Genomic DNA, 25,321 nt, shown 5'->3' on the forward strand with positions numbered 1-25,321 from the left:
ACACCTGGGAAGATGTCGCCATGACAACCGCACGTGCTCCGCGCAGAACAGGGCTTCCAGGACGCCCCGGATACGACCTCGACTCGCTGTTGGCCGTCGCGGTCAAGGTCTTCAACGACAAGGGGTACGACGGTACGTCGATGGAGGTTCTCGCGAAGCGGCTCGGCATTACGAAGTCGGCGATCTATCACCACGTGTCCGGTAAGTCCGAACTGCTCGAACTGGCGCTCTCGCGCGCGTTGAACGCACTGTTCGCCGTCACCACCGAGGAGCAGGCAACCGCGGGCCGTTACATAGACCGGCTCGAATACCTGGTCCGGCGAAGCGTGGAAATCCTCGTCGCCGAACTGCCCTACGTCACCTTGCTGCTGCGCGTCCGTGGCAACACCGACGTCGAGCGGCGGGCGCTCGCTCGCAGGCGCGAATTCGACGCCTTCGTCTCGGCGCTGGTCGTCGCTGCTGCGGAAGAGGGCGACCTGCGCGCCGACATCGATCCCGCGCTCGTCTCACGTTTGCTGTTCGGCACCGTCAACTCGCTGATCGAGTGGTACAAGCCCCGAACCGGTGGCTCTGCCCAGGCCTTGGCCGACGCTGTGGTGGCGCTGACGTTCGACGGGCTCAAGCGGCAGCCGAAGTAGTCCCTCTTGACAAGAGGCCTTCACTCACGCCATCGTAATTACCGACCGAACGTACGGTGAGATGGAGATGTTGTGAGCAGACTGCTGGAGAGCTACGCACAAGGACGATGGTTCGCTGCAAGCGACGAGGGCACCCCGTTGCTCAGCGCAATCGACGGCAGCGAGGTCGCTCGAATCTCGTCGACGGGTCTCGACGTCACCGGAATGATCGATTACGCCCGCACCGTCGGTGGCCCAGCGCTGGCCGCGCTGACGTTCCACGAGCGCGCCGCCCTTCTCAAGCAGCTCGGCCTCACGCTCATGGCCGGCAAGGAAGAGTTCTATGAGCTCGGGGTGCACACCGGCGCAAACCAGCGCGACTCCGGCATCGACATCGATGGCGGATTCGGCACCATCCTGAGCTATGCCAGCAAGGCTCGACGGGAACTCCCCAACGACACTGTGTACCTCGACGGCGCGGTCGAGCAGCTCGGCAAGAGGGGCACCTTTCTCGGCCAGCACATCTACACCTCGCGTCGCGGCGTTGCCGTGCAGATCAACGCGTTCAATTTCCCGGTGTGGGGCTTCCTGGAGAAGCTGGCTCCCGCTTTCATCGCCGGTGTTCCGACGATCGTCAAGCCCGCAAGTCAGACCGCCTACCTCACCGAGCTCGTGTTCCGCCGCATCATCGAAAGCGGCGTCCTCCCGGAGGGCTCCGTGCAGCTTCTGTGCGGAAGTGCACGCGGCATCATCGACCACCTCGGTGGTCAGGACTCGGTGGCATTCACCGGTTCGGCCGACACCGCGGCGTCGCTGCGTGCACACGCGAACGTCGTCGGCGACGGCGTGCAATTCACCGCCGAGGCCGACTCGCTGAACGCGTCGATCCTCGCTTCCGATGTCGCACAGGACGATCCCGAGTTCGATCTGTTCGTCAAGGGGGTTTTCGCCGAGATGACGGTGAAGGCCGGCCAAAAGTGCACGGCCATCCGTCGTGTTCTGGTACCTCAGGCGATGGTCGAGCCCGTCATCGAGGCCTTGAAGACGCGGCTCGCCAAGGTCGTCGTCGGCGATCCCCGCACCGAGGGCGTCACGATGGGCGCACTCGCCAGCATCGATCAGCGCGATGAGGTTCTCAAATCCATTCGTGCACTCACAAAGTCAGCAACCGTAGTGTACGGCGATCCCGAGAACGTCGACTCCCGCCCAGGTGCTTTCATGGCACCGGTTCTACTGAAGGCCGGGGACAAGGCAGCCCCCGAACCCCATGAGATCGAAGCTTTCGGGCCCGTCTCCACAGTCATCGGATACGACGACACCGCCGATCTGCTGGACCTGGTCGCACGCGGCAAGGGCTCATTGGTCGCGTCGCTCGTCACCAAGGACTCCGCGATCGCGCGTGAGATCGTTCTGGGCTCTGCGCCGTACCACGGCCGAATCCTCGTGCTCAACAATGAGGACGCGAAGGAATCGACCGGACACGGCTCGCCGCTTCCCGTCCTGGTGCACGGCGGCCCCGGTCGCGCCGGTGGCGGTGAAGAGCTCGGCGGTATGCGCGGCGTGCTGCACCACATGCAGCGCACAGCGATTCAGGGAACCCCCGACGTCCTCACGGCTGTCGGAAACAAGTGGGTGACGGGTTCTGTCCAGACGACCGGCGACGTACACCCCTTCCGGAAGAACCTCGGCGAGTTGAAGCTCGGCGACACGATCGTCAGTGGACCCCGTCAGGTGACCCGCGCCGACATCGACCACTTCGCCGAGTTCACCGGCGATACGTTCTACGCACACACCGATCCCGAGGCAGCAGCAGCCAATCCGCTCTTCGGCGGCATCGTCGCTCACGGCTACCTCGTCGTCTCGCTCGCGGCGGGCCTGTTCGTCGACCCGGCGCCGGGCCCCGTGCTCGCGAACTTCGGCGTCGACAACCTGCGTTTCCTGACACCGGTCAAGGCCGAGGATTCGCTGACGGTGACCTTGACGGCCAAGCTGATCACCCCTCGTCAGAGTGCAGATTACGGCGAGGTCCGTTGGGATGCGGTGGTCCTCAACCAGCAAGGCGATCCTGTCGCCACCTACGACGTCCTCACGCTCGTCGCGAAGCCGGAGAAGAAGGCATGAGCTTCCGCGTCGCCGTCTGCTACGGCAAGCCCGAAGACCCCACCGTGTTCGACGAGTACTACACGTCCACGCACGTTCCGCTGGCGAAGGCCGTACCCGGTCTGACGGATTTCACGTGGGGCAAGGTCCGCTCGATGGATGGCTCGGAGCCGCCGTACTACGCGGTCGCCAACCTGTACTTCGCCGACAAGGCATCGCTGCAAGCCGGTCTGGCATCACCGGAGATGAGGACAGCGGGCAAGGACGTCCGGAACTTCGCAACCGGCGGTGTCACGATGTTCACCCAGGAAGAAGTGCGTCCGGCGTGAAGCACCAGATCGCACGGGAAATGTTCGCCGTCGATGCAGCGTCGCAGAAGCTCGGCATCGAGTTGATCGAACTTGATGACGGGCACGCGAGGATGTCGATGACGGTCACCGAGGACATGGTCAACGGTCACGCCATCACCCACGGCGGCTACGTGTTCATCCTCGCCGATACGACCTTCGCGATGGCCTGCAACAGTTACGACGATCCGGCTGTCGCGGCACGTTGCGACATCCGGTACCTACGCCCGACCAAGGCCGGCGACGTTCTTGTCGCCGACGCAGTCGAGCGTGCCCGCTTCGGGCGCAACGGCATCTACGACGTCACCGTCACCAGTGGTGACGAGGTGGTCGCGGAATTCCGAGGTGACAGTCGTACCGTGAGTCGGTGACCTCGGACTACCTGTCAAGCGCTACAGTAATCACCGCTCACAGATGGGCACTTTCACCGAGCAAGACGGAGCACTTTCGCCGAGCGTCATCACTGTCCTAACGTCAGGCAAGATCTTCCCGGTCGATATCTGTGAAACGCCGTTGACGTTGCACAATGACCCAGTTCTCTGGTATGTCACCGAGGTGTTGCGGCCAGATGGTGCTCTGGCTGTACCTCGCGCACAGCCCGTCGGGTAGTTCGGCCATGCTCGTAAGGTTCGCGCCAACGAACGACCAGATTACGCCGTCAGACAGGATGGGGGTGAAGTTCGTTCGCGTACTGGTGAACTGTGCCTCGTCGAAGGACGCATGCCCGCCGGCGAACTCCGCTCCACCAAACGACACCTGATCGCCAGTGAAGTCCGCCCCGTTAAACGACACCTGCTTACTTTTGAACTCCGTCCGATCGAACGACATCTGATTGCCGGTAAACCGGACCTTGCTGAACGACACCCCATTGCCGACGAATTCCGCCCGATTAAACAACGCCTGTTCGACGGCGAACTCCGCTCCGTCGAACGACACCCGATCACCGGTAAACCGGACCTTAAGCCGATCGATCGCGGCCGGGCTTGCGCCGATCGACGCGAAGTGAGGATCGATGTCGCAGGTCACGCACCACGTGCGATCGGCTGGCCACACGAACGCGGGGGTAGGTGCTTCAATGTCATCCAGCAGTGTCTTGATCTGGGCGTCCCAGTCGGCGACGTCCTCAAGGGTTCCGTGGAACAGGAAGTAGTCGCGGCCCGGGATCGAGATCTTCGGTGTCGGATCGTCTGCGGTGAAGCTCGGCCACCCATCCCAGATGCAGAAGTAGCAGTCATCAGGCGTGCCGGTGTAGTGGGCAAGCTCAGCCAGGACGACCCCAAGTTGTTCGTTGTCCGACAGCCCCTCCGGGTCGCGTTGGGCATCACCTTCCGTTTGTGCCGGATAGGCCGGGTCTGGGATGAACCGTAAGCGTGCGTACTTGTCGAAGGCGACCGGGTCGCGGGCCGCCAGCCGCGACCAGTTCTCGTCTCGTTGTTCGAGCCAGCGCGCGGCCGACAGATCGACACACCGTGTGATGCTCATTCGACCAGTGTGACCGTTCTGGCGTTTCGTGGTGTCACCTGCGACACCACGGAAGCGTCGAGAACGTGCCAGACCTCGATCGCTGACCGGACGAGGACTCGTCACTGCTGGTTGTGTGGCTGCATGTGTTTTGCAATGTTGCAATCGCAATCGTCTGGCGAAGGGCGCGTTCACCATACGCACATTGCTGGAGGCCAGAACGACCGACGCCGGTTGCCCCGGGCGGTGTACGCCTAGCTACTTCGACCTGAAAAACGAGGCGCCCCGGTGAGCATGATTCGGCCGTTCTCGGCCGGTCGGGATTGGGTTGGCCGCAATTCCCCCCGATCGGCGCCTTTCACGCTGCCAGGGTGCTGATCTTGACCAGGTTGTGCGCCAGGACCCCGTGGCCGACCCAGATCTTGGCGCCTTCGGTGCTGTCGATGCGGGTGCGGTCCCAGCCATATCCACGTTTGAGGGCGCTGATTCTGCCTTCGACTCCGGTGCGCCACTTGATTGTTCGTCGGAACGCCGGGCGGTGTTCCTCGGCTCGCCGGTCAGCTGAGGGTTTGCCCTTGCGGGGGATGACGACGTGGCGCACGCCGAGGTCACGGAGGTCGTCCTCGACGGCTTTCTCGCCGTAGCCGCGGTCGGCGGTGACCGTGCGGGGTGGCCGGCCGGCGCGTGTGCGGACCCGATCCACGGCTGGGGCCAGCTGGGGTGCGTCGGCCGGGTTGCCGCGTTCGACGTTGTGGTCCACGATCACGCCGTCGTCGCCTTCGACGAGCTGGGTCTTGTGGCCGAACTCGACCGGTTTGCCGAGCCGTCCCTTGGCGATGGGCCGGGCGTCGGGGTCGTGCAGGCTGACTCGCCGGGTGGCTCCGTCCGGTGTCTGCCCGGCCAGCCGCTGTCGGGTCTGCGCGGTGATCTGCCGGGTGGCGGTGACCAGGTCCTCGAGGTCGTCGATGGCGCGGGCCAGGCGTCCGCGCCGGCGGCCCGCGGCCCCGTCGTGCTCGCCCTGGGCCTTCCGGGCTGTGGCCTTGGTGCGTGCCCGGCGCAGCGCTTGTTTCGCGTTGGTCAGCAGCCGTTCGGCATCGGTGGCGGCGGTCTCGGCCAGGTCGGCCAGCTCCCCGGTGGTGCGCCGGACCGCCGCCAGGGCCTCGTCGCGTCCGGCGGCGCTGCGCGACCGCAGCTTGAAACCGATCGAGTGCGCCCGCTTGCCCGCTGCACGGGATCGGTCCCGGACCGTGGTGCGTGTCGCTCCACCGGCGGCCTGGATCCGCTTGCCGGTGGCCGCGATCCGTCGGATTGCCTTGGACAGCAAACCGGAGTCGGTGGGGTAGGACACGTTGCTGGGCACCACGGTGGTGTCGGCCCGCAACGTGGTGGTGCGCAGCACCTTGGCCTCGGTGGCCTTGGCCAGCAGCGCCTCGTTCAGCCCGACCACCGCCGCCGGGCCACAGCGGGTGGTCAGCTTCATCAACGTCGTCGGGTGCGGCACCGACCCGTCCAAGGGGATCCGGCAGAACCGGCGCCAGGTGAACGAGTCGCTCACCTCGCGGCACAGGCTCTCGTAGCCGAGCCGGTAGCGGAACTTGAGGAACATCAGCCGCAGGTAGGTCTCCATCGGCGTCGACGGACGACCGATCCGCGGGTCGAAGTACGGAACGAACGGTGCGAAGAACGCCGGATCATCCAACAGCGCATCCACTCGCTCGAGCTCCGCGGGAAGCCGCAGCAACTCCTGCGGCAGCACCGACTCGAACAACGACGGTTGATCGCCTACGGTACGGAACACGATGGCCTCGATCCCTTCTAGCCCAACGGGTTGAGGCCATTGTTCCGGTTCAGGACTGGCTGATCACGTACCGCCACACCCCGACTTTTTCAGGTCGAAGTAGCTAGCTGCTCTGGAAGAAATCGCTTCGTGCGGCATCGCAGAGATCGCGATAGTCCATGCCGTAGACGGTCGCGGCGAAGCGAAATGTCTCGATTGCCAGCGCGAGCGGCCTGTCATCATCGTACGTTGCGCGGGCATAAGTGGTGAGTGCCTCGTATTGCTGGACTTGCTCTGTCGTTCCAGGCAATCCCGACACGATGGTGCGGCTGATTCGAGGATCCTTGTCCAGTCGTGCTCGCGCTGGCCAGTAGTCTCGTTTGTCGAGTTCGGCGGCCTGCTCGGGATCTCGGGTGCGAAGTACCCGTTCGGCAGCCCCGGCAGACTCGGCCGCGACGCGCCCCATCTGGGCGAGGAGTTGTTCGGCTTCCCCGGAGGCGACGTGCTCGGGGTGGCGGCGGCGCACGCTTTCGGCCACATGTTGGGCCAACCCACCCATCCGGCTCAGATCCGCTACCAGATATACACCCGTGATGACCTGGCGTAGGTCCTGAATCGTCCCGAGTTTGATGCACACCTTCTTTCTTGGGAAGGTGATCCTTATGCCGAATGTCTATCCAGCCGAGGTGCGGGAGAAGGCCGTGCGCCTGGTCCTCGAACACCGTGACGAGTACGCCTCGGAGTACGAGGCGATCCGTACGATCGCCGAGCGGATGTCCCTGAAGACGGAGACGGTGCGGGTGTGGGTCCGCAAGGCCGAGGCGGCGGGTGGCGGCACCCCGGCTGCGTCGGCATCGGAGGCTGAGGCCGAACTGCGGGCTTTGCGGCGGAAGAACGCCGAGCTCGAGAAGACCATCGAAATATTGAAGGCTGCAACGTCTTTCTTCGCGCGGGAGTGCGACCCGCCACGCAAGTGATCTGCCGGTTCATCGCCGAACACCGCGATCAGTTCGGGGTCGTACCGATCTGCCGGGTGCTCACCGAGCACGGGTGCACGATCGCCCCGAGAACCTTCTACGCCTGGCGCAGCCGGCCGTTGTCGAAACGGGCATTGTGGGACGCCACCATCACCGCGGTGCTGGCCTCCTACTACGTCGAGCGGGACGAGCACGGTCGACGCAGGCCGGAGTCGCTGTACGGCTCGTTGAAGATGTGGCCCACCTGCGCCGTCAGGGCATCGAGGTGGCCCGCTGCACCGTCGAACGGCTCATGCGCGTCAACGGGTGGCGCGGTGCCAGCAGGGCGAAGAGGGTCCGCACCACCGTGCCGGAGCCGTCGGCGCCGCGGCCGCCGGATCTGGTCGACCGGAACTTCCGGGTCGATCGGCCCGACGCGCTCTATGTCGCGGACTTCACGTACGTCCGGATGGTGTCCGGCTTCGCGTACACGGCGTTCGTCATCGATGCGTTCGCCGGCACGATCGTCGGTTGGGAGGTGTCGACGTCGAAGGAGACCGCGTTCGTGCAGCGGGCGGTGAACCAGGCCTGCACCTTGCGGACGATGCAAGGTAACCCATTGCGCGGAAACACTATTCACCACAGCGACGCGGGGTCGCAATATACGGCTCTGCGCTTCGGGGAGACCTTGTTCCTGCAGGGACTGCTGCCGTCGATCGGGTCGGTGGCCGACGCCTTCGACAACGCCCTCGCCGAGACGACGGTCGGGCTCTACAAGGCCGAGTGCATCGCCGACGACTCCCCGTTCCGCATCGGGCCGCTACGCACCGTCAGCGACGTCGAGGAGGCCACCTCGGCGTGGGTGCACTGGTACAACACCGACCGGCTGATGCACCGCCTTGGGCGGATCCCACCCACCGAGTACGAGGCCAGGTACTACGCTGCAGAACGTGCCGATCAACCGGTCGCACACAAATAACAGTGTGTGCATCGGACCCGGGATGGTTCATCCCGCGCGACCGGTGCCTGCAACGCCAGCAGCGCCAGCGCCTGCTCCTCGGACGGCACCCGCAACTGCTCGATCTGGTCGTTGAGATCGAATACCCGCTCGGCCAGCGGAAGGTCCGCGTGTACCAGGGCATCGGTGGCCACCGCGATGGCCTCCCCCGCCAGGTGACACATCATCGCCAACCGGTCGGTCAGCTCGTCGAGGCGCTCGTGAAACTTCGTCCGCATGTGCATCATCGTCATACACCCTGCTGGCCCCCGCCAGCCCGGGCCAGCCATCCGCCGATCGGTTCAGGGAACCACAGGTTCGCGATCTGCAACGGGCCGCGTTGCGGACCACCGGCGGAAAGGGGCGGTTGGACAGTCGTTTGGTCTGTTCGACTGATCATCGACCCGCGCCAGCCTCATCTGGCAGAAGTAGATTGAGCGGATGAAACGCAGCCGCGGGACAGGCGGACACAGATGACGTCGCCCGCTCAGGACTCGATTGGCACCACACGGTCGGTGAGCCGCTCGCTTCCGCTGGCCGTCGACGCCGGCGCCGTGATTGGCTACTCGAAGGCATGATCGGGCTCGCCCAACAGCGGTGTTCTCGTTGCTACCCACATGCCGAATTCTCGGTCGAAGTCTGACCGGCGGTGGTCGGGTGATGCGCCCAGCCAGGACCGATCAGCGTGGCCAGTCGTTCCGCGGGGGTGTCCCACCCGAGGATCTTCCGGGGTCGATCGTTGAGTTCGGCGGCCACTTCGTCGAGGCGGGCACGGGTGTGCCGGGACAAGTCCGTGCCCTTGAGAAAATACTGTCGCAGAAGCCCATTGGTGTTCTCGTTGGTTCGTCGTTGCCAAGGTGAGTGTGGCTCGCAGAAGTACACGGGTAGGCCAGTCGCGGTGGTGAATTCGTGGTGGCGCGCCAGTTCGGTGCCATGATCCCATGTCACCGAGCGGGCAAGCTGCGTCGGGAAGGCTTGCATGGTGGCGATGAGGACGTCGCGGACGATGTCCGGGGTCCGTCCGTGAGGTAGGTCTCCCAGTGGGCCGGGCACGATCCGGTCGGCGACCTCGTCCGGACGCTGGTCGACCATCACCATCGGCGCCGTGAACCGGGGTTCCGGGTCTGGGTTTGGCGGCGCGGCCGTCGCAGGATGCGACCCGTCCGCAACAATGGTTTCTTCCCGCGAGACAAACCGCCACGGGACGGCTGGTAGATCGTTTCCGGTGCGAGATGCATGTCGGTGTGGGGGTTTGCAGCGTCAATCGGAAGCATCGGGGACTGCGACAACGCGTTGGCGGAGACGACAATCGGATTGTTCAAGACCGAGGTGATGGCCAAGAACAACCCGTTCCATGTGGGGCCTTACAAGTGCATCGAGGACGTCGAATACGCGACGATGGAGTGGGTCGACTGGTTCAACGGCGGCCGACTCCACCGTCGACTCGACTACGTCACACGGCGAATACGAGGCGGCTTACTACGCTCAACAGTCGACTCTCCAACCGGAGCCGTCACCAGCAATAGGAGCGACAAGAAATCCGGCACGGTTCAGTGACCTTCGGGGCGGTCACCCGGTACTGGCTCCCGTCGACGCCCGCTTCGGGCGGTGTCCGCTCTTCGAATCGTCGTTCAGCTGGCGGGTCGGTCTGTCACGGTGACCGAAATCTGCTGGGTCTCGCCGCCGCGGAGCACGGTCAGGTCGACTCGATCGCCCGGATCAACGGCACGGAGCGCCGCGATGAAGTCCTCCGCCGACTCGGTGTCGTGACCGTTGACCGCGGTGATGACATCGCCGGGCCGGATACCCGCCGTCGCAGCCGGACCGAGCGGGACAACCTCGAGGACGACGACACCGCTGGTGCGGTCGACCGCCAATTGTTCGGCGATCTGCGGGGTCAGCGTGCCTGGCTGAATGCCGACGTACGCATGCTGGGCGGTTCCGGAGGCCAGCAGCTGATCCGCGACATCGACGACATCCGCCGCGGGGATGGCGAAACCCAGAGCCACCGCACCCGCCGACGGGGGAATGTAGGCCTGGCTCATCCCCACGACCCGCCCTTGTCCGTCGATCAGCGCACCCCCGGAGTTACCCGGCGAGATCGCAGCGTCGGTCTGGATCAGGTCGACCAGCGGCGCCCCGGTGGAGGCCGACCCGGGGATCTGGCGGTGCAGTCCGGAGATGATGCCCGAGGTGACCGTGTCCTCGAATCCCAGCGGGCTGCCCATGACCACCGCGAGCGCGCCGACCTCCGGCAGCGCTGTCTCGAACGTCGCCGCAGTCAGACCCGTGCGGTCCGCGTGAAGGACCGCGACATCGGCCACCCGATCGACGGCCCGCACGTTCGCAGACACCTGTTGCCCGTCCGCGAAGGCCACGCTCACCTGCCGGGCACCCTCGACCACGTGGGCATTGGTGAGGATGGTGCCGTCGGCTTTGTAGACGATGCCGCTGCCCACACCGGACCCGGTGAGCACGGTGACGACCGAGGCCTCCACCTGCCGGACCAGTGCCGGCAGGTCCACGGCGGGCGCGGCGGCGGGGGTCGAGGTGGTGGGAGCCGAGCCGCCGCATCCCGCGAGGAGGACCACGATCGCGACCAGCGGCGCCCAGATCGAGGAGCGTACGGTCGACGGCACCTGCATCAGCGACCGCCTCCGTGAGGAATCGGTCTCATACAAGTACCTGCCGCCAGCGGGCCCACCAGATCAACATACCCTGGCGCCGCCCATGGTCGGCGACTCCCGACCCGCGACGAATACCCATCGCCAATCGACATCGACGACCGCAGTGCACATGTCTCCACTACTGCGAGCCAAGCCGCTCCGTATCATATGGCGCTACTGGTAGTTTCAAACCCACTAACCTTGGACGCGACCGATTCGGGCGCCGTCCAGCGGAATCCGGTCTGGATGGATCCAATGGATGGATAAACCGACAGTCGGAAAATGAATTTCGCCGCTGGTTCGCTTCTGCACCAGGAACTTATGGTTCCATCACCGAGCACCTGCCGGTACGTGAGGAATGAAGGACCTGGTCGAGGCAGCGGCACCTGTCAGGTCCGTGGGGATTCACGATTCTCGGGCGCCGATGCGGGGCGAACCGGTCACGGTCCGCTCGTCTTCGCAACCACATCCTTGGCCGGCATGTGAGTCTCCATCTCGCACGACCGTGCCCTTGCCTTGGATCGCTACGAAGGCTGATGGCCGTTTTGCCCGCCGCGTTGTGCACGAGCCGGACGAACGCACAGAAAAGGTGGGATCCCACTACCCCCGACGGCCGTGTTGGGCTGATGGGATCCGGTCCTGACCGAGTGCAGTCGGGTCGAAAGGTCACCGTACGCGCGCTCGCGGCGTCCGGGCTCATTTGTTGCGCGGCGTGTCCGACACGGCGGGCGACTCGAACGTCTTGGGCGCCATGCAAGCCTGTTTGCGCGTACATGAAATGCGGATTCGGCAGGAGGCATGGGCTACGTGACCTTGACGCTCCCGGTGAAGAAGAACGGGGCCATATTTCCGAAGCATTAATTGATCCCAGTCCGCTCGATTAGACCGGGCCATGTATCGATCCGACGCGGACTGGAGGACGAGCACATGGCAGGTATCGCGTCGAACTTCGACAAGGCCTACGAGACCCTTTCGGTCGACGAGCTCGCGCAGGCCCCGATCGCCGCGCTTCAGGGTGTGAGCGAATCCGACGCCGAACACCTCGAGGCCGCCTTCAACATCAAGACGGTGGCGGATTTGGGCAACAACAAAGTCCTTCCTCTGGGCGCAGGCCGTCGCCGACCTGGCGGAATTAAGGGCACCACCAGACTGCGGGGGTATTTCGTTTGATGAGTACCACCCCGCTCCCTGCGAAGGTGTTGTGTCCGCCGGTCGATTCAGCCTCGGTCGCCGACGCAGAAACACGTCGCAGACCGAACCATGCTCAGCACCAGCCATGTTCGCGATGTACGTGCGGCCAGAGCCGGTCGGTTGTCGCGGCGTCGGACGAACCGGATTGGCCGGATCCACTTCCCTACACGTCGATTCGGGAACCCATGATCACCGTCCGCTCCCCTGGCAGGCGGAAGTACTCGGCAGCGTCGCCCGTGATGTAGGAGGCGGCGATGAACAAGTGCTTGCGCCATGTTGCCATCGTCGGTGCCGTCCCCATCGCCAGCTCGATCTTCGACAGGAAATAGGACGCATCCTCGATCGCGATCGGCCCCTCGGTGTCGGCGGGGTCGAGCAGGCGCAGCGCGTCCGGAATGTTCGGCGTTTCCATGTACCCGAAATACGCTGTCACGAGGACGATCCCGTCTTCGGCATAGCCGAGAGCGTCGACCTCCGTCCGTTCCGTGTCCGGTACGCGCGGCACCGGCAGCGTGTCGATCGACAGGATCACCACGTGTTCGTGCAGCACGCGGTTGTGTTCGACATTGGCCCGCATCGCCAACGGCGCGGTCTGCTTCCCGCGGTTGAGGAACACCGCAGTGCCGGGGGCCGCAGCAGCGGCGGCCGACAATCGTGCAGCTGGTCGACGAACGCGCGCAGTGGTCCTTCCGCCTGTCCCCGCGCGCGTGTGAGGATGTCCCGGCCGCGCTGCCAGGTGGTCATCACCGTGAACGCCGTGAGCCCGATCAGCAACGGCAGCCACGCCCCGTGCACCAGTTTGGTCAAGTTCGCCGCCAGAAACAGCAGATCGACCACCAGCAGACAGCCGGCGCCGATCACGACCAGCCACAACGGCGTGCCCCACTTGGTGCGGGCGACGTAGAAGAACAGCAGCGTCGTGATCGTGATCGTCGCGGTCACCGCCATGCCGAACGCGTACGCCAATGCCGCCGAACTGCGGAAGGCGAACACCAGCGTGAGCACCGACACCATCAGCACCCAGTTGATCCACGGAACGTAGATCTGACCGATCCTCGACTCCGAGGTGTGCACCACCCGCAACCTCGGCAGGTAACCGAGCCTCGCCGCCTGCGACGCCACCGAGTAGGCGCCGGTGATCACCGCCTGGGAGGCGATCACCGTCGCAGCGGTGGCCAGTAGCACCATCGGCAACCGCGCCCAGCCCGGGGCGAGCCGGAAGAACGGGCTTCCCACCGCGCCCTGGTCACCGAGAAGCAGCGCACCCTGGCCGAGGTAGCTCAGTACGCACGCCGGCAAAACCAGCAGCAGCCAGCCCTGGGTGATCGCCGGCCGTCCGAAATGGCCCATATCGGCATACAGCGCCTCGCACCGGTGACCGCGAGAACGACCGCGGTTAACGCGAAGAACGCGATGCCGAAGTGCCCGAACATGAAGTTCAGCGCATACGTCGGCGAGAGCGCCCGAAGGATTTCCGGATGTCGGGCAATGCCGGTCACACCGCACGCACCGATCGACACGAACCAGACGAACATCACCGGCCCGAACAACCGACCGACCGCCGCCGTGCCGCGCCGCTGCACGGAGAACAATCCCACGATGATCACCGCCGTGATCGGCACGATCAGCTCCTCCAGTCCCGGTTGGACGACCTTCAGGCCTTCCACCGCGGACAGCACGGAAATCGCGGGTGTGATCACGCTGTCGCCGAAGAACAGCGCGGCGCCGAAGACACCGAGACCGGCCAACACCGCGGTCACGCGACGGCCTCCCGCGCCACCGCGGCGCCGCAGCAGCGTGATCAGGGCCATGATCCCGCCCTCGCCGTCGTTGTCGACGCGCATCACCAACAGAACGTAGGTCACGGTGACGATGATCATCACCGACCAGAAGATCAGCGACACGACGCCGTAGACGTTGTTCGTGCTGATCGGCACCGGGTGCGGGTCCTTCGGGTTGAACACCGTCTGGATGGTGTAGATCGGGCTGGTCCCGATGTCACCGAACACGACACCGAGAGCCCCAACCACCACGGCGGCCCGAAACGTTTCCCGACCGTCCACCGCACGAACCGGCGGACTACCTCCGGACTCAGTGGCCACGGTGTGCTCCTCGTCTGCAGGTCCGGCTCCCATTGTCGTCCCGGACGCGCTAACCGCGGAATATCGAGCACCTCTCCCTGCGCGTCGCGGAAGCCAGGCACGCGCACAGCGCGCGAACTGGTGGAGTTGTCCGGCACACAGTCCCACTCAGCTCACCTCGGCCGCCCAGGCGATCACCGCCTTCGACACCGGTTTGCCCGAACGCGGGGCATTCAGGACAGCGCCTCGTCTTCACGGTCGCTGACATCCACCACCACGCGGTCACCGCGGGGGCGGCCTCGAACATGACCATGACGCCGGCAAACCGATCCCTGTGCCGCGCGTATACGCGGCAAGCATGTCCTCGACGCGCGGATCGCCGGCGGCCCGATCTCGGGTGCGGTCGAACAGCGCCGCGAGGGGACGCTCCCCGGGAGCCGGTCGTGAGCCCGCTACCGGGGCACTGCATCCAAGCTGATGACCACGAACGTTTTTCAACGCGAGATTGATGCGTGCTCAGAGATCGGTCGCGAGTCACTCCAGGTGCCACCGCCACCACCGTGGGCCACGTCCGGACACTTGTGTCTCGCGGCTACTCGTCCAGGACTGCCAATGACCAGCACCAGCCGGGCACGTTTCACGGGCTACCGCGGTGTTCGCGAGGTAGGGACGTTCCGTGCGCGCTCAAAGCGAAGCCAAGGAAAGTGCAGTCGCCGGTTGTCCTGCTGACCGCCGGCGGCGGAGTGGCCTTGCCCACCGTCTGCGCAGCTCCGCACTTCGGTGGTAGGACGGGCGGTGACGCCATGCAGCCTCGATCAGCAGCCGGGTGTTAACGGACTTGGTGATCGACTCCGGGACACGCACTGTGCCGAAAGAGTGTTGGGCAATCCGAGTAAAGTACCGATGGCGCACCCGGTCAGCCGCTGCCAATCCCCGATCTCCACGGCCAGCCAGAACGCGGTCAGGGTGGAGATCCCGCGCGCGGGTAGGTGCTGCCGAGCACTACCTGCGTGATCACCTGCGGGTTTAGGATTTCTTGCATGGCACATGCGACTGGCGACCCGGGCGCCGCCGGTAAGCGCGGTGAACTCAAACGGGTTCTGGGGCCCGGGTTGCTACTCTTCTTCATTGTCGGCGACATTCTCGGTGCGGGGGTCTACGCGGTCACCGGAAGCATGATCGAGAACGTTGGCGGAATGGCCTGGCTTCCGTTTATTCTCGCGTTCATCATTGCAACGCTGACTGCCTTCTCCTACCTCGAACTCGTCACGAAATACCCCCAGGCCGCCGGCGCCGCCCTGTACGCGCACAAGGCTTTCGGCATCCATATCGTCACGTTCATTGTTGCGTTCGCCGTCATCTGCTCGGGCATTACGAGTGCGTCGACGTCATCGAACGTCGTCGCAGGTAACCTACTAGCCGGGCCGCACGAAACATTCAGTGATGCAGAGGGAGTGGGCTGGTTCGACATTCCGACCGGGGATACCGCACAACTCGTCGTCGCGCTGCTCTTCATGAGCCTGCTCGCTGTGATCAACCTCCGTGGCGTCGGCGAATCCGTGAAGTTGAACGTGGTATTGACCCTCATCGAGATGACCGCGCTCGCAGTCGTCATCGTCATCGGCCTCGTCGCGGCCGGCAGCGGCAGCGCCGAAGGCGACATCGGGAATCTGGTGGTATTCGAGGACCCGAACGAGAAGGGATGGTTCCTCGCGGTCACGGTTGCGACCGCCATCGCCTTCTTCGCCATGGTCGGATTCGAGGACTCGGTGAACATGGTCGAGGAGACAAAGAACCCCGAACGCATCTTTCCCAAGATGATGCTCACCGGTCTCGGAGTCACCTGTTTGATCTACATCCTGGTCGTTGTCGCGGTCATCGCCGTGCTCCCGCTGGACTACGACTCCGGAAGTGAGGGGATCCCGTTGCACGTGGTCCGGCTCGGGGCACCCGGGCTGCCGATCGATGAGATCTTTCCCTATCTGACGGTGTTCGCGGTCGCGAACACCGCACTCATCAACATGCTGATGGCGAGTCGACTGATCTACGGGCTGGCGAAGCAGCAGGTGCTCCCGGGTGTACTCGGGTTCGTCCTGCCGGCGCGCCGCTCGCCCTGGGCGGCCATCGTGTTCACGACAAGCATGACTCTTGTGCTCATCGTCGTGGTCAACCAGATGTCCGGGAATTCGGTGGTCGGCGCCCTGTCAGGGACGACCGGGCTGTTGTTATTGTTCGTATTCGCGGTCGTGAACATAGCGTGCCTCGTGCTCAAACGGCGGGCGGACAAAACGTTCTTCCGCGCTCCCGTCTGGGTGCCGGTTATCGCGGCGGTGCTGTGTCTTTTCCTCGCCGGACCGTGGGCACGTACCGAGGAGCAGATGATCCAATACCGGATCGCCGGAGTGATGCTGGTCGTCGGCATCGTGCTGTGGGCGATCATCTTCGTGATCAACAAGCGCAGCGGGCTCGACACGAAATTCTCCGACATCGACCACCTGGCCGCGGACGAGGGAGCCTGATCCCGCCCATCGCTACGACCGGTAGAACGAAGTCCGATCCATTCGTCCCCTCCGTCGTTTCGTCGCCGGTCGCGACCGTGCCGTCCGAATCGTGCGAGCAGGTCATACTCTTACTCCTGCGACCGCCGCACCTCGCAACTCGTCGGCCCCGAAACCCGGGGGCTGATGTTCACCAAGGGCCATCGTGCTGTCCCACCCACTCCCGTCCCCGCGTGGGTCGAGGTCAGGCATGGATCGCCTTCCTCCCTCTGCTGCTGCTGATTTCGTGTACGGTGTGGCCTTCTCCGCGACGGGATGGGTCAACCGCAGTACCCGGCGTCGTACGTGGCGTCGATCTTGTCGGTCTCGAGATTCCCGCCCGGGAACAACTGTCGACCACGCCTGGTCTCCCGGCGACACTCAGTCACATCGCCTGCCAGGCTCTGGCCACCGGGGGCCCATTGCTGTGCTGGCCGCAGTCACAATGGCGGTGGCGATCGGTAGACGCCTGCGATCCTCGATCAAGGGGATCATCGCGATAGACTCGCAGACGGTGCAATCACTTTCGACTCGAAGGCGGCCGACGATGAGTGTCATCGTAGTTGGCCGGTTCACCGTTTCAGATCTGGAAGCGGTCAAGCAGTCCATCAGAGATGGACGCTGCGTTACTCGACGAGATCACCGACGGTACGAAACAGGCTGGTATACAACATCATCGAGTTCGCCGAGGTCATTGGTGAGCTCGTCGTCACCGACGAGTGGGACAGCATCGAGTCCTTCCAGGAAATTCTTCGAAGGCAATACGAAGATCGCCGAGGTCACCGAGCGCGCAGGGGTCCAGGCCCCGCCTGCCATCGAGTTCCTCGAACCGATCGCCGCGGCCGGCACGCTCTAACCCTCCCCGCGGGGCGGCGTAGCCCTCCACTGCCATTCCCGACAGTTGGCTGCGCTCAACGTTTTTCTGGTCGATTATCCTGAGGTGGTCCTCCGTGGGATAGCGGATCTTCTCACCGTGGACCCCGAACTGACCATGATCGGGGAACCGGCGACGTATTCGCGGGCGCGCTGGCTCGAACCCTGGCACTGATACCCGACGTTGCCGCGCTCGATGTCCGGCTGCCCGGCGGTAGCGGCATCGAGTTGTGTCGTGAGCTGCTCTCCCGCATGCCCGGCTTGCGTTGCCTGATGCTGAAGTCCTACACCGACGACCAGGCGATGCTCGACGCCATCCTCGCCGGGATGTGTCGTCAAGAACATCCGCGGGATGGAACTGACCGGGGTAGTCCACGAGGTGGGTGCGGGCAAGTCGCTGCTCGACAGTCGTGCCGCCGCCCCGTGGATGGCGAAGCTCCGCTCGGGCGCAGACGCGGAGGACGACCCTTTCGCGGGGCTCGCCGACCAGCAACGGACACTCCTTGCTCTTGCCCGCTGCTCATCGTCCGCTAATACGCTCGGCGCCGCACCCGGTTGTTGCGGCAGTGCGCGAGTTCGCGCAGTACATCCGTGACAGCGCCGGCGATGGCGGGGGACAACCCGCAGCGGGGGCCCGAGGTCCGCGGCCCCCACGGTGAGCGTCGGATGTCACTGCGGCCGAGGACTTGCGGCCCTTTTCCGGCACTCCTGGTCGAGGTTCGATGGAGACGTCCGAGACGCACGTGAAGAAGAGATCGCAGCATCCGGCGACGACGGGAGTGGATGTGAACGGGGAACAGTGGTCGGTGAGCATCGTCATCGACGGGCACAAACCGGACGACGCGGACATGTCGGTGTCGGCGCGGGCCCGCCTACCGAGACCGGACGACGCCGCACTCGAGGGCACGGGATCTGCGCGCCTCCATTCGACCCATTTCGACGTGGTGACGATCGGCAAGCAGTTGGCCGTCGCCCGCGCACTGGCCGACCTGTCACACCAGTTGTTCGAATCGGCCTCCGAGTACGAGGCGATCACCCGCAGCGCACTGCGGATCCGACATCGAACGTCCCCGGCTCCCCCTCGCGCCTGGTCCCCGGCGACTCACGGCGTCACCCGGGCAGCGACGTAGTCTGTCACGTCGGTGAGGGTGACGAGCCTTCCGTAGTCGGCCTCCGGCATGTCGATCCCGAAGGTCGAATGCAGCCCGACGAGGAAGTCCAGCCAATCCAGCGAATCGAGATCCACCTGATCCCGAACGGGCGAGTCCGCTCGAGACGCAACGATCGTTGCTCGGACCCCCCTGCCTGAAGGTGACTGGCCGGGCTCGCCGCATGATCTGTAAGCATTTTGGCCGACACTGGCCACGAACCGCTGCCCAGACCGTAAAATTGTCAGCCTTGTTGTTGATCCGTGTCGCCCGATCGGACTATTATGCACTTCCGGCACATCACGATCAGTGGTGAACCGGGAAGCGGGAAGAGTTCCGTCGGGCGAGAGCTTGCGCGGATATACGGCATGGATATTGTCAGCACTGGTGCACTACAGCGAGAATTGGCAGTTCGCTGGGCGTATCAATTGTGGATGTCAACAAGAGAGCTGAACTTGATCAGTCGATTGATTCGCGTATAGATAGCATTCTGCAGAGGAAGGGCGCGCAGACTACTGCATTGATATTCGATTCTCGACTGGCTTGGCATTTTGTTCCAAATGCATTCAAACTACATCTCATCATAGACCCGACTGTAGCCGCTGAGAGATTGCACCGGACTCGCGAATCAAATGTCGAAAGTTACACGTCCGTGGAACATGCCGCGCAGGATGCGCGTACTAGAAGTTCGAGTGAACGTTCGCGTTTTAGGGATAAGTACGGCGTCGATATCTTCAGGCTGCGGAACTACGACCTGGTGATTGACACTTCTGACGCACCGTTGGACATGGTCGTATCCGAAGTTCTTCAGGTAGTGAACGGCCCGCCGACGGATGGCCTCCAGCTGCGGGCGAGCCCACGTCGTGTTATCCCAACAATCGAACCAGTCCGGGAATTGGCTGCGATTGAGTCAGGTGCCGCACCGGGGTGGGAGCAACCTGTTGTCGGATACAGCTCGCCGGAAGTATTTGCGCTGCGAGGGCACGATGCTCTTAGCAGAGCGCTGATCGCAAAGCAGGTGTTGGTGCCAGCTTTGCTTGAGAGCGAAGGCGGAGAAGAGGTCACCGCAGGGATTACTGCGGATGAGTTTTTATTCACGGAAGCGCAGCGAAAGTGGATGTACGATTGGGAGCATATTCACGGATTTCGTTTTCCCTTATATCCAGACACGGCTGACCAGGTAGGGCGTAAATAAGCAGGCTGTGTCATTGGAAAAACATCGGGCAGCGAATGTCCACCAACCGAGCCCGGAACCCGCCACTTCATCTGTCAGCTATTTCTTCAGCCATACATCTGCGGGCTCAGACCCTGGCCTTGTTTCCGCCCCGCGGAGCCCACCGCATGCGACAAACAGAACGTCGCGCAGATCTCGGGCTGGACGGGCCTCGAATTCAGGTCCCGCCGCGCTGGGTCGACGTCGACGGACAGACCATGCTCGATATCTCGAGAGGCATTCCTCCGGCATCCCTGCCGGGTTGGCAGGCTATCTATATCCTTGGCTGCACCACCAGCGGACTCCACGACCCGGCGGCACACACACGAGAATCAAAAGGGCAGACGATCATTGGCCATATTCCGGGCGCGGAACCGCCCTCCGATGATCCTCCCCTCCCCCGAGCCAGGCCTGGCCACCCGGCGACACCGGGGAGCAGGAACATACCCGCTCCCCGCGCCGCCGTACGACCCGTAGGGCGGCAAGCAGCGCAACGTCCCCGCCACGGGACCTGGATTACCTCGGCCTCAGCCCCGAACGAAGGCACGCGAGAACCACACGAACGCCGGCCCCGCGGGTCCACGACCAGCTCCATCAAAGGCGACCGGCACGACGGTGAATGTGCACACCGGTCACCGTTGACATCGTCGGAAGTGTCGGGACTGGCAAGGCCGCGGTGGACCTCCGCCCCGAAGGCGACGACCATGGATCTCAGGACAAGCCCCCCACCGTGCCACCACCCGCCAAGAAGGTAGGGACAACATGGCCGCCGACCGTCCGATCGTCGTCGGAACAGACGGATCACCGTCGGCGCTGCAGGCAGTGTCGTGGGCCGCGAAGGAAGCGGCACTGCGGAACGCTCCCCTGACGGTGATCACCACCACGTTCGTTCCGGGCGCGTACGGGTTTCCCGTCGGCCTGCCCCCCAGCTTCTTCGAAGAAGAGGAACTCGAAGCCAAGAAGAGGTTGGCCAGGGCCGCCGAGGCCGCAGCCGACGCAGTGCCCGGTCATTCGCTCGAGATCCACACCGTCCTCGGCACCGAGACACCCGCCGGTGAACTCGTCGAGCGGTCGAAAGCTGCGCGCATGGTGGTCGTCGGTGCGAACCGGCAAGGAATCATCGAGCGAGTGCTCCTGGGCTCGGTCAGCTCGGCCGTTGCCACCCACGCACACTGCCCCGTCGCCGTCATCCACGGCCTGCCCGACACCGACATCAACGCCCTCGCAGGACCCGTCGTCGTCGGCGTCGACGGATCCGCGCACACCGAACCGGCCGTCTCCATGGCATTCGAGGAAGCCGCACTGCGGCACACCGAACTCGTGGCCGTCCACGCCTGGTCCGACGTCGATCTTCACCTCGCATTCGAGGGCGGCGCCGACCCCACGTGGATGCAGGAGGTCGTGAAGAACGAAACAGCCCGGTTGTCGGAAAGACTCGCCGGTCACGCCGAGAAATACCCGGACGTGAAGGTCCGCACAGTCGTCGTCATGGACCAACCCGCACACGGCCTGCGTGAGGAAGCCGAGAATGCGCAGCTGCTCGTCGTGGGTAGCCGCGGTCGGGGCGGGTTCACCAGCTTGCTGTTGGGGTCGACCAGCAGGGCGTTGATGCACTCGGTCAACTGCCCACTTCTCATCGTCCGGTAGCCGCCTCTGGCATGGCGCGGTCCAGTACGGTGAGCGCTCGACGGCTCGGCGGCTGGTTCTCCGTGCACAGCGACGGCAACACCGGCGGGGATCTACTCGCGCTCGATACAGTGGCGGATTGGCTCCGAGAACGACGCGTGAGCTTCAGCGTTGCCGTCAGCGAGATCGCCCGCTACGCCGACCTGATCAGTTATCCGATGGTGCGGGCAGACACTGTCCACCCCGCCGATGCCGACATCTTGGTATGGATGCGTGGTCCACTATCTGTCGACGCGGAGACGCCGCTGCTCGCGGTCTTCGCCGGCAAACCCCGAATCGCGTGGGGTGTATCCACCACTCCCCCCGATGCTGAGGGCCACTTCGATACCGTGATAGCCCGAGACCGCCCGGGCGAACCCGGTCGCCTGGACCTCAGCTTCCGCAGCCGTACGGCACCCGTCCCAGTCGTCGGCCTGATCTACGCCGGTCCACAGCCCGACTACCGCACCCCATGCGAACCGGTGGTGCGCACCGTCGTACGCGATGCTCTCGCTACCCGAGATAACGCCAAGATCGAGATCGCTACCCGAATGCCGGTCGAGGGAAATCGGCTCCAGACACCGGCGCAGCGCGAAGTGCAGAGGTAGATGTTTTTTCGTCGCGGTCCCCGAGGACCGCCCGACAACGAGGAGTGAATATGGCAGGCACCGAAGATCACCCACACGATGAGGGGCGAACCATGCGTGAGCATGCCGGAGAGGCCATCATCGATCGCCGTAACTGGCCGGGATTCCTACTCCTCGGGATAGGGATCGCGTTACTCGCAATGGCTCTGGTGGCCGCCGGCTATGGCATGGAGGGTTGGGCCGTGGTCGCCGGTTCGGTCTGTGTCCTTTGCTTCCTCTCCGGCATCGTCCTGGTCCTTCTCGAGCACCGACGGGTCAAGGCTCTCGAGGGTAAGACGTTGTCGGACCAGGAGGGGAATTGACTGGCGGCCGGCCGAGAAGGTCGTTGATCCTGGTCCTGACCGGACCGACGGGTGCGGTCAGGACCGGCGAATCCTCAAGCACGGCAAGGGCCTCGCCAGTGGGTAGCCTCCACGACCTCGTCGGGTTCACCGTCGAACCGCTCTCAGTTCGGTGCGCGTGCCGACGGACGCGTCGCGCGGAGACTGCTCCCAACCGGAATACAACGAAACCCGTCGGCGCCGGAGGCAACCTCACTCCCGGTCGGCCAGCTTGAAGAAAGTACTGTCGTCGCCGCTAGACTTTTGCTCCTGGTAGAGGAACGCCAGACCGGCCTCGTCGAACTTCTCGAACCACTCGTCCCAGCTGATTTCTTCTAGGCCAAGATGCAGATGTAGGGCCCAAGGTCATTGACCTGGTCAGCTCTTCGAGGACTTCGGTCCCCTCCTCGCCTGATGAAAGACTGGATCGCGGCGGCGTACTAGCCGTCGGTGCACTGTCTAACGATGAGGAGGCGCACGTAGTGGTGTGCAGCAGGGCCGTGCTGGTCGAGTCGAGCGTCATCCCGGCGAAGCCGCCGCGCCCCCGTTTCCGACGACAATCAGCTGGGCCTCGTCGGCCAGTTCGAGGAGGTGACGCACCGGCCGGTCCCGGACGAGGTCTGCCGCACCGAGACGTAGGGAAACGGTCACGCAACCCGGCCAGAATTTCCGTCAGGACCGCCCGCTCCGCAGCCTCCGCCGTCAGCCGGGCTTCGTCATCTACGGAGAAGGGCAGGCCATCCGGCGCCGTGCCAGATCGGCCAGGTCTGCCGACGCCCGCCACGCCGCGTAGGCGCGCACGAATGCCCCCACACCCGAGCAGCAGGATCAGGGTCGGCGCGAACACCAGCAGGTAGCGGGCCGGGTCGGTACACACCAGCGAGGTCGGGTCGGCGCACTGGTCCCGGCTCGCCGCCGCCCAGCCCACCGCGGCGCCCCATCACGACCAGGACCGTACCGACCACGTCGGCCGAATACCATCCGGCGGTGCGCAACACCGACCGGTCGGATCACCGTTTCTCCACGTCGCGGGTCATCACCGAACCCTCCTCCGATCCTCCCGCCCGCCCAGGTCCGACACCGAGATCCGCGCGGTTTCTCCAGGTCGGCTCCGCCGGCCGGACGGGTTCGGTGCCGGCGTCGACGCCGTCGTGGAGATGGTTTTCATCCCACTGCGCACTGTCCTGCGTGCTTCGACGAACAGGGGAAGAATGACCGCGACCGCGGTCGGAGGCGTCCAGCATGCCGTGCAGATGGGCGGCCGCCGCCTCGATGTCGTCGTGCTTGTACTGCGCCACCCGCGACTCTGCGGACAGCACCCCGCACCTGTGCACGTTCTCGAAGTCGCCGTAGGGGAATTTGTACCTGCCCTTAGTGTCCGGGTCGTGCTCGTCGTCGATGCCGAGATACCAGTGGGCATACTCGGTGTGCCCGTGTTCGGCGATGTACTCGTTCTCCTGCTGCGTCGACGGCCGATGCTCGCTCCAGGCATCGCGGTCGTCGAGAACGCGGTGACCGGACTTGATGAGGCGTTTTGCGTGTTCGTACGCGGTGTTGTTGAGCTTGATCGACATCATTTCTCCATCCACGCTCTTATTCCTTCTGATCGGTACTTCCGGCGAGCAGCCGGATGGCTTCGTCCGCAACCCCGATGTCGGCGAGGACCTCGTAATAGCGAGGTCGCAGTGAGCTGACGGACGCGAAATCACGCCGCCCCGCTGCAGCGCGTACATGACCAGCCCGAACAGGGCACCGACGAGGGCACCGACAATCAGCCCGTAGCAGGCGAGCGTGATACTCGCGAGCAGCGGCCGCACCCAGTCGACTCGCGGAACGGATCGAAACGCATGAGAGCCATGATCTTTCCTCCTTCTGAAGGGAACCTGGATTGACACGGGAGCAGCGGTCACCTGCTCGGAGCGGTTCCGCCGCCGCCCGAGTTGCACTCGCCGTTCACATCTCCCGGTCCCCCAAATCCTTGCAACCAGACAACGGAGATGACATGCTCCGGCAAGTCAAGAGCGCGACCCCGATCTATCCGGTCAGGGCCACCCCCGCACTCGAGTCCACAGCAGCGGCGCCGGTTCGGAGAGAACTCCTCCGATCGCTACGGTTCGAGTCTTCCGCCTTGCCCGCGACCGGTGTAGGGCACAAGGTCAATGACACCTGTTGTCCGTCGGAGGGCCTCCGGCCCCCACCCGACCCTTTCGCGGACGATGAACAGGGGTACGGCATGGCTTGTTGCCGTGCCGGGCGAATCGCACCGCGCGACATTCACGCCGCCCTCTCCCTGCTTTCGATGACTATCGGACTGGGCTTCGTCCGCACACACCAAATGAGTTGCCGCACCACGATGAACCGGTAGCGCACGCGCGTGGCGAAATGCGCGCGAGCGTTGTCACTGTGCCGCCGTGAATTTGTCGTCAGGCCGCGGGTGGACCTCCGACCCGAAGGCGGTGACCTTCTGCCCTACGGCGACGATCTGCTGGCGGCGACCATCGAGATCACCGACAGGCACTTCCGCGTTCCATCACTCGTCGAGAAAGGTAGGAACACAATGACTGCCGACCGTCCGATCGTCGTCGGAACCGACGGATCACCGTCATCGCTGCAGGCTGTGTCGTGGCTCGCCGGATCCCTTCAGGGATCGACGAGCCAGAACCTCCTGCACCATGCCCTCGGCCCTGGTCATGATCTGCCGCATGCCGGCTAGTCGCGACAGACG

General features: G+C 64.4%; 17 protein-coding genes, 11 pseudogenes and 1 other annotated feature. Of the genes and pseudogenes, 17 read left to right on the forward strand and 11 right to left on the reverse strand.

The window, feature by feature from the left end; all coding sequences use genetic code 11:
* Positions 1-20 precede the first annotated feature (20 nt).
* From CBI38_RS31480 to paaI, 4 genes are all read left to right on the forward strand, one after another.
* The gene (locus tag CBI38_RS31480; RefSeq protein WP_109335554.1) at positions 21-638 is read left to right on the forward strand and encodes a TetR/AcrR family transcriptional regulator; all 618 of its coding nucleotides are present in this window, start codon (positions 21-23) and stop codon (positions 636-638) included.
* A 72-nt stretch (positions 639-710) separates the two neighbouring features.
* The gene (gene paaZ / locus CBI38_RS31485; RefSeq protein ID WP_109335555.1) at positions 711-2,738 is read left to right on the forward strand and encodes a phenylacetic acid degradation bifunctional protein PaaZ; all 2,028 of its coding nucleotides are present in this window, start codon (positions 711-713) and stop codon (positions 2,736-2,738) included.
* Complete coding sequence (locus CBI38_RS31490) at positions 2,735-3,046, forward strand: EthD family reductase (RefSeq protein WP_109335556.1); 312 nt, start codon at positions 2,735-2,737, stop codon at positions 3,044-3,046. The genes paaZ and CBI38_RS31490 overlap by 4 nt, the downstream gene beginning before the upstream one ends.
* Before the next feature lie 20 nt (positions 3,047-3,066).
* Positions 3,067-3,435, forward strand: a complete 369-nt coding sequence (gene paaI, locus CBI38_RS31495; RefSeq protein ID WP_109336074.1) for a hydroxyphenylacetyl-CoA thioesterase PaaI — start codon at positions 3,067-3,069, stop codon at positions 3,433-3,435.
* Positions 3,436-3,538: 103 nt separating this feature from the next.
* Here paaI and CBI38_RS39520 read toward each other — a convergent pair whose 3' ends face one another.
* The 3 genes and pseudogenes from CBI38_RS39520 to CBI38_RS31515 all read right to left on the reverse strand — a co-directional run.
* Complete coding sequence (locus tag CBI38_RS39520; RefSeq protein WP_230990384.1) at positions 3,539-4,546, reverse strand: hypothetical protein; 1,008 nt, start codon at positions 4,544-4,546, stop codon at positions 3,539-3,541.
* Between the two features lie 337 nt (positions 4,547-4,883).
* Complete coding sequence (locus CBI38_RS31510) at positions 4,884-6,323, reverse strand: ISNCY-like element ISRjo3 family transposase (RefSeq protein ID WP_109335558.1); 1,440 nt, start codon at positions 6,321-6,323, stop codon at positions 4,884-4,886.
* A 352-nt stretch (positions 6,324-6,675) separates the two neighbouring features.
* A pseudogene (locus CBI38_RS31515) lies at positions 6,676-6,915 on the reverse strand (phosphate signaling complex PhoU family protein); the annotation flags it as partial.
* A gap of 49 nt (positions 6,916-6,964) precedes the next feature.
* Between CBI38_RS31515 and CBI38_RS31520 the strand changes: the two are divergent.
* Positions 6,965-8,237, forward strand: a pseudogene (locus CBI38_RS31520) (IS3 family transposase).
* Positions 7,237-7,368: a sequence feature (AL1L pseudoknot), on the forward strand. It overlaps the preceding pseudogene by 132 nt.
* A gap of 29 nt (positions 8,238-8,266) precedes the next feature.
* Here the strand turns inward: CBI38_RS31520 and CBI38_RS31525 are convergent.
* Positions 8,267-8,494, reverse strand: a pseudogene (locus CBI38_RS31525) (PhoU domain-containing protein); the annotation flags it as partial.
* A 370-nt stretch (positions 8,495-8,864) separates the two neighbouring features.
* Positions 8,865-9,218, reverse strand: a pseudogene (locus tag CBI38_RS40700) (IS30 family transposase); the annotation flags it as partial.
* Between the two features lie 285 nt (positions 9,219-9,503).
* Between CBI38_RS40700 and CBI38_RS39525 the strand changes: the two are divergent.
* A pseudogene (locus CBI38_RS39525) lies at positions 9,504-9,710 on the forward strand (integrase core domain-containing protein); the annotation flags it as partial.
* Positions 9,711-9,886: 176 nt separating this feature from the next.
* Here the strand turns inward: CBI38_RS39525 and CBI38_RS31540 are convergent.
* On the reverse strand, positions 9,887-10,900 hold the full coding sequence (locus CBI38_RS31540) for a S1C family serine protease (protein WP_109335561.1): 1,014 nt from the start codon (positions 10,898-10,900) through the stop codon (positions 9,887-9,889).
* A gap of 948 nt (positions 10,901-11,848) precedes the next feature.
* Here CBI38_RS31540 and CBI38_RS31545 point away from each other — a divergent pair.
* Positions 11,849-12,053 (forward strand): annotated as a pseudogene (locus CBI38_RS31545) (hypothetical protein); the annotation flags it as partial.
* A gap of 222 nt (positions 12,054-12,275) precedes the next feature.
* Here CBI38_RS31545 and CBI38_RS31550 read toward each other — a convergent pair.
* A pseudogene (locus CBI38_RS31550) lies at positions 12,276-14,247 on the reverse strand (potassium transporter Kup).
* Positions 14,248-15,233: 986 nt separating this feature from the next.
* Here CBI38_RS31550 and CBI38_RS31555 point away from each other — a divergent pair.
* From CBI38_RS31555 to CBI38_RS31575, 4 genes and pseudogenes are all read left to right on the forward strand, one after another.
* Positions 15,234-16,712: an APC family permease gene (locus CBI38_RS31555; protein WP_109335562.1), complete on the forward strand. Its 1,479-nt coding sequence runs from the start codon at positions 15,234-15,236 to the stop codon at positions 16,710-16,712.
* A 715-nt stretch (positions 16,713-17,427) separates the two neighbouring features.
* On the forward strand, positions 17,428-17,586 hold the full coding sequence (locus CBI38_RS38055; RefSeq protein WP_162603332.1) for a hypothetical protein: 159 nt from the start codon (positions 17,428-17,430) through the stop codon (positions 17,584-17,586).
* Between the two features lie 45 nt (positions 17,587-17,631).
* A pseudogene (locus CBI38_RS39530) lies at positions 17,632-18,114 on the forward strand (response regulator); the annotation flags it as partial.
* A 211-nt stretch (positions 18,115-18,325) separates the two neighbouring features.
* The gene (locus CBI38_RS31575; protein WP_230990385.1) at positions 18,326-18,733 is read left to right on the forward strand and encodes a dsRBD fold-containing protein; all 408 of its coding nucleotides are present in this window, start codon (positions 18,326-18,328) and stop codon (positions 18,731-18,733) included.
* On the opposite strand, the gene CBI38_RS38060 is transcribed toward CBI38_RS31575, so the two are convergent.
* Positions 18,706-18,849 carry an acyl carrier protein gene (locus CBI38_RS38060; RefSeq protein ID WP_162603333.1) on the reverse strand — a complete coding sequence of 48 codons (144 nt, stop codon included), beginning with the start codon at positions 18,847-18,849 and terminating at the stop codon, positions 18,706-18,708. The two genes, CBI38_RS31575 and CBI38_RS38060, sit on opposite strands and share 28 nt — an antisense overlap.
* A 186-nt stretch (positions 18,850-19,035) precedes the next feature.
* Here CBI38_RS38060 and CBI38_RS40705 point away from each other — a divergent pair, with 186 nt between their 5' ends.
* The 5 genes from CBI38_RS40705 to CBI38_RS31600 all read left to right on the forward strand — a co-directional run bounded on the left by CBI38_RS40705 (position 19,036) and on the right by CBI38_RS31600 (position 22,578).
* Complete coding sequence (locus tag CBI38_RS40705; RefSeq protein ID WP_109335563.1) at positions 19,036-19,233, forward strand: (d)CMP kinase; 198 nt, start codon at positions 19,036-19,038, stop codon at positions 19,231-19,233.
* The gene (locus CBI38_RS38065) at positions 19,182-19,946 is read left to right on the forward strand and encodes a cytidylate kinase family protein (protein ID WP_162603318.1); all 765 of its coding nucleotides are present in this window, start codon (positions 19,182-19,184) and stop codon (positions 19,944-19,946) included. Before CBI38_RS40705 ends, CBI38_RS38065 begins: the two co-directional genes overlap by 52 nt.
* A gap of 780 nt (positions 19,947-20,726) precedes the next feature.
* The gene (locus CBI38_RS31590; protein WP_109335564.1) at positions 20,727-21,611 is read left to right on the forward strand and encodes a universal stress protein; all 885 of its coding nucleotides are present in this window, start codon (positions 20,727-20,729) and stop codon (positions 21,609-21,611) included.
* A gap of 29 nt (positions 21,612-21,640) precedes the next feature.
* A complete protein-coding gene (locus CBI38_RS31595) occupies positions 21,641-22,237 on the forward strand; it encodes a hypothetical protein (RefSeq protein WP_162603335.1) in 597 nt (198 codons plus the stop codon).
* 50 nt (positions 22,238-22,287) lie between these two features.
* Positions 22,288-22,578 (forward strand): hypothetical protein, encoded by a 291-nt coding sequence (locus tag CBI38_RS31600; protein WP_109335566.1) that lies wholly within the window; start codon positions 22,288-22,290, stop codon positions 22,576-22,578.
* Positions 22,579-23,115: 537 nt separating this feature from the next.
* Here CBI38_RS31600 and CBI38_RS40710 read toward each other — a convergent pair.
* The 3 genes and pseudogenes from CBI38_RS40710 to CBI38_RS39535 all read right to left on the reverse strand — a co-directional run.
* Complete coding sequence (locus CBI38_RS40710) at positions 23,116-23,247, reverse strand: adenine nucleotide alpha hydrolase family protein (protein WP_007297293.1); 132 nt, start codon at positions 23,245-23,247, stop codon at positions 23,116-23,118.
* Between the two features lie 581 nt (positions 23,248-23,828).
* A pseudogene (locus CBI38_RS31615) lies at positions 23,829-24,170 on the reverse strand (hypothetical protein); the annotation flags it as partial.
* 19 nt (positions 24,171-24,189) lie between these two features.
* Positions 24,190-24,419 (reverse strand): annotated as a pseudogene (locus tag CBI38_RS39535) (general stress protein); the annotation flags it as partial.
* Between the two features lie 641 nt (positions 24,420-25,060).
* On the opposite strand from CBI38_RS39535, the pseudogene CBI38_RS40715 reads away from it, so the two are divergent.
* Positions 25,061-25,228: pseudogene (locus tag CBI38_RS40715) on the forward strand (universal stress protein); the annotation flags it as partial.
* Positions 25,229-25,321 lie beyond the last annotated feature (93 nt).

It is taken from the genome of Rhodococcus oxybenzonivorans, from assembly GCF_003130705.1.
Lineage (GTDB): Bacteria > Actinomycetota > Actinomycetes > Mycobacteriales > Mycobacteriaceae > Rhodococcus_F > Rhodococcus_F oxybenzonivorans.

Bases quoted from the DNA above. Each gene is read 5' to 3' on its own strand.
- CBI38_RS31480 (WP_109335554.1), top strand. From the start codon at position 21: ATGACAACCGCACGTGCTCCGCGCAGAACAGGGCTTCCAGGACGCCCC.
- CBI38_RS39520 (WP_230990384.1), bottom strand. From the start codon at position 4,546: ATGAGCATCACACGGTGTGTCGATCTGTCGGCCGCGCGCTGGCTCGAA.
- CBI38_RS31600 (WP_109335566.1), top strand. From the start codon at position 22,288: ATGGCAGGCACCGAAGATCACCCACACGATGAGGGGCGAACCATGCGT.
- paaI (WP_109336074.1), top strand. From the start codon at position 3,067: ATGTTCGCCGTCGATGCAGCGTCGCAGAAGCTCGGCATCGAGTTGATC.
- CBI38_RS31575 (WP_230990385.1), top strand. From the start codon at position 18,326: ATGGAGACGTCCGAGACGCACGTGAAGAAGAGATCGCAGCATCCGGCG.
- CBI38_RS31590 (WP_109335564.1), top strand. From the start codon at position 20,727: ATGGCCGCCGACCGTCCGATCGTCGTCGGAACAGACGGATCACCGTCG.
- CBI38_RS31555 (WP_109335562.1), top strand. From the start codon at position 15,234: ATGGCACATGCGACTGGCGACCCGGGCGCCGCCGGTAAGCGCGGTGAA.
- CBI38_RS31490 (WP_109335556.1), top strand. From the start codon at position 2,735: ATGAGCTTCCGCGTCGCCGTCTGCTACGGCAAGCCCGAAGACCCCACC.
- CBI38_RS40705 (WP_109335563.1), top strand. From the start codon at position 19,036: ATGCACTTCCGGCACATCACGATCAGTGGTGAACCGGGAAGCGGGAAG.
- CBI38_RS31540 (WP_109335561.1), bottom strand. From the start codon at position 10,900: ATGCAGGTGCCGTCGACCGTACGCTCCTCGATCTGGGCGCCGCTGGTC.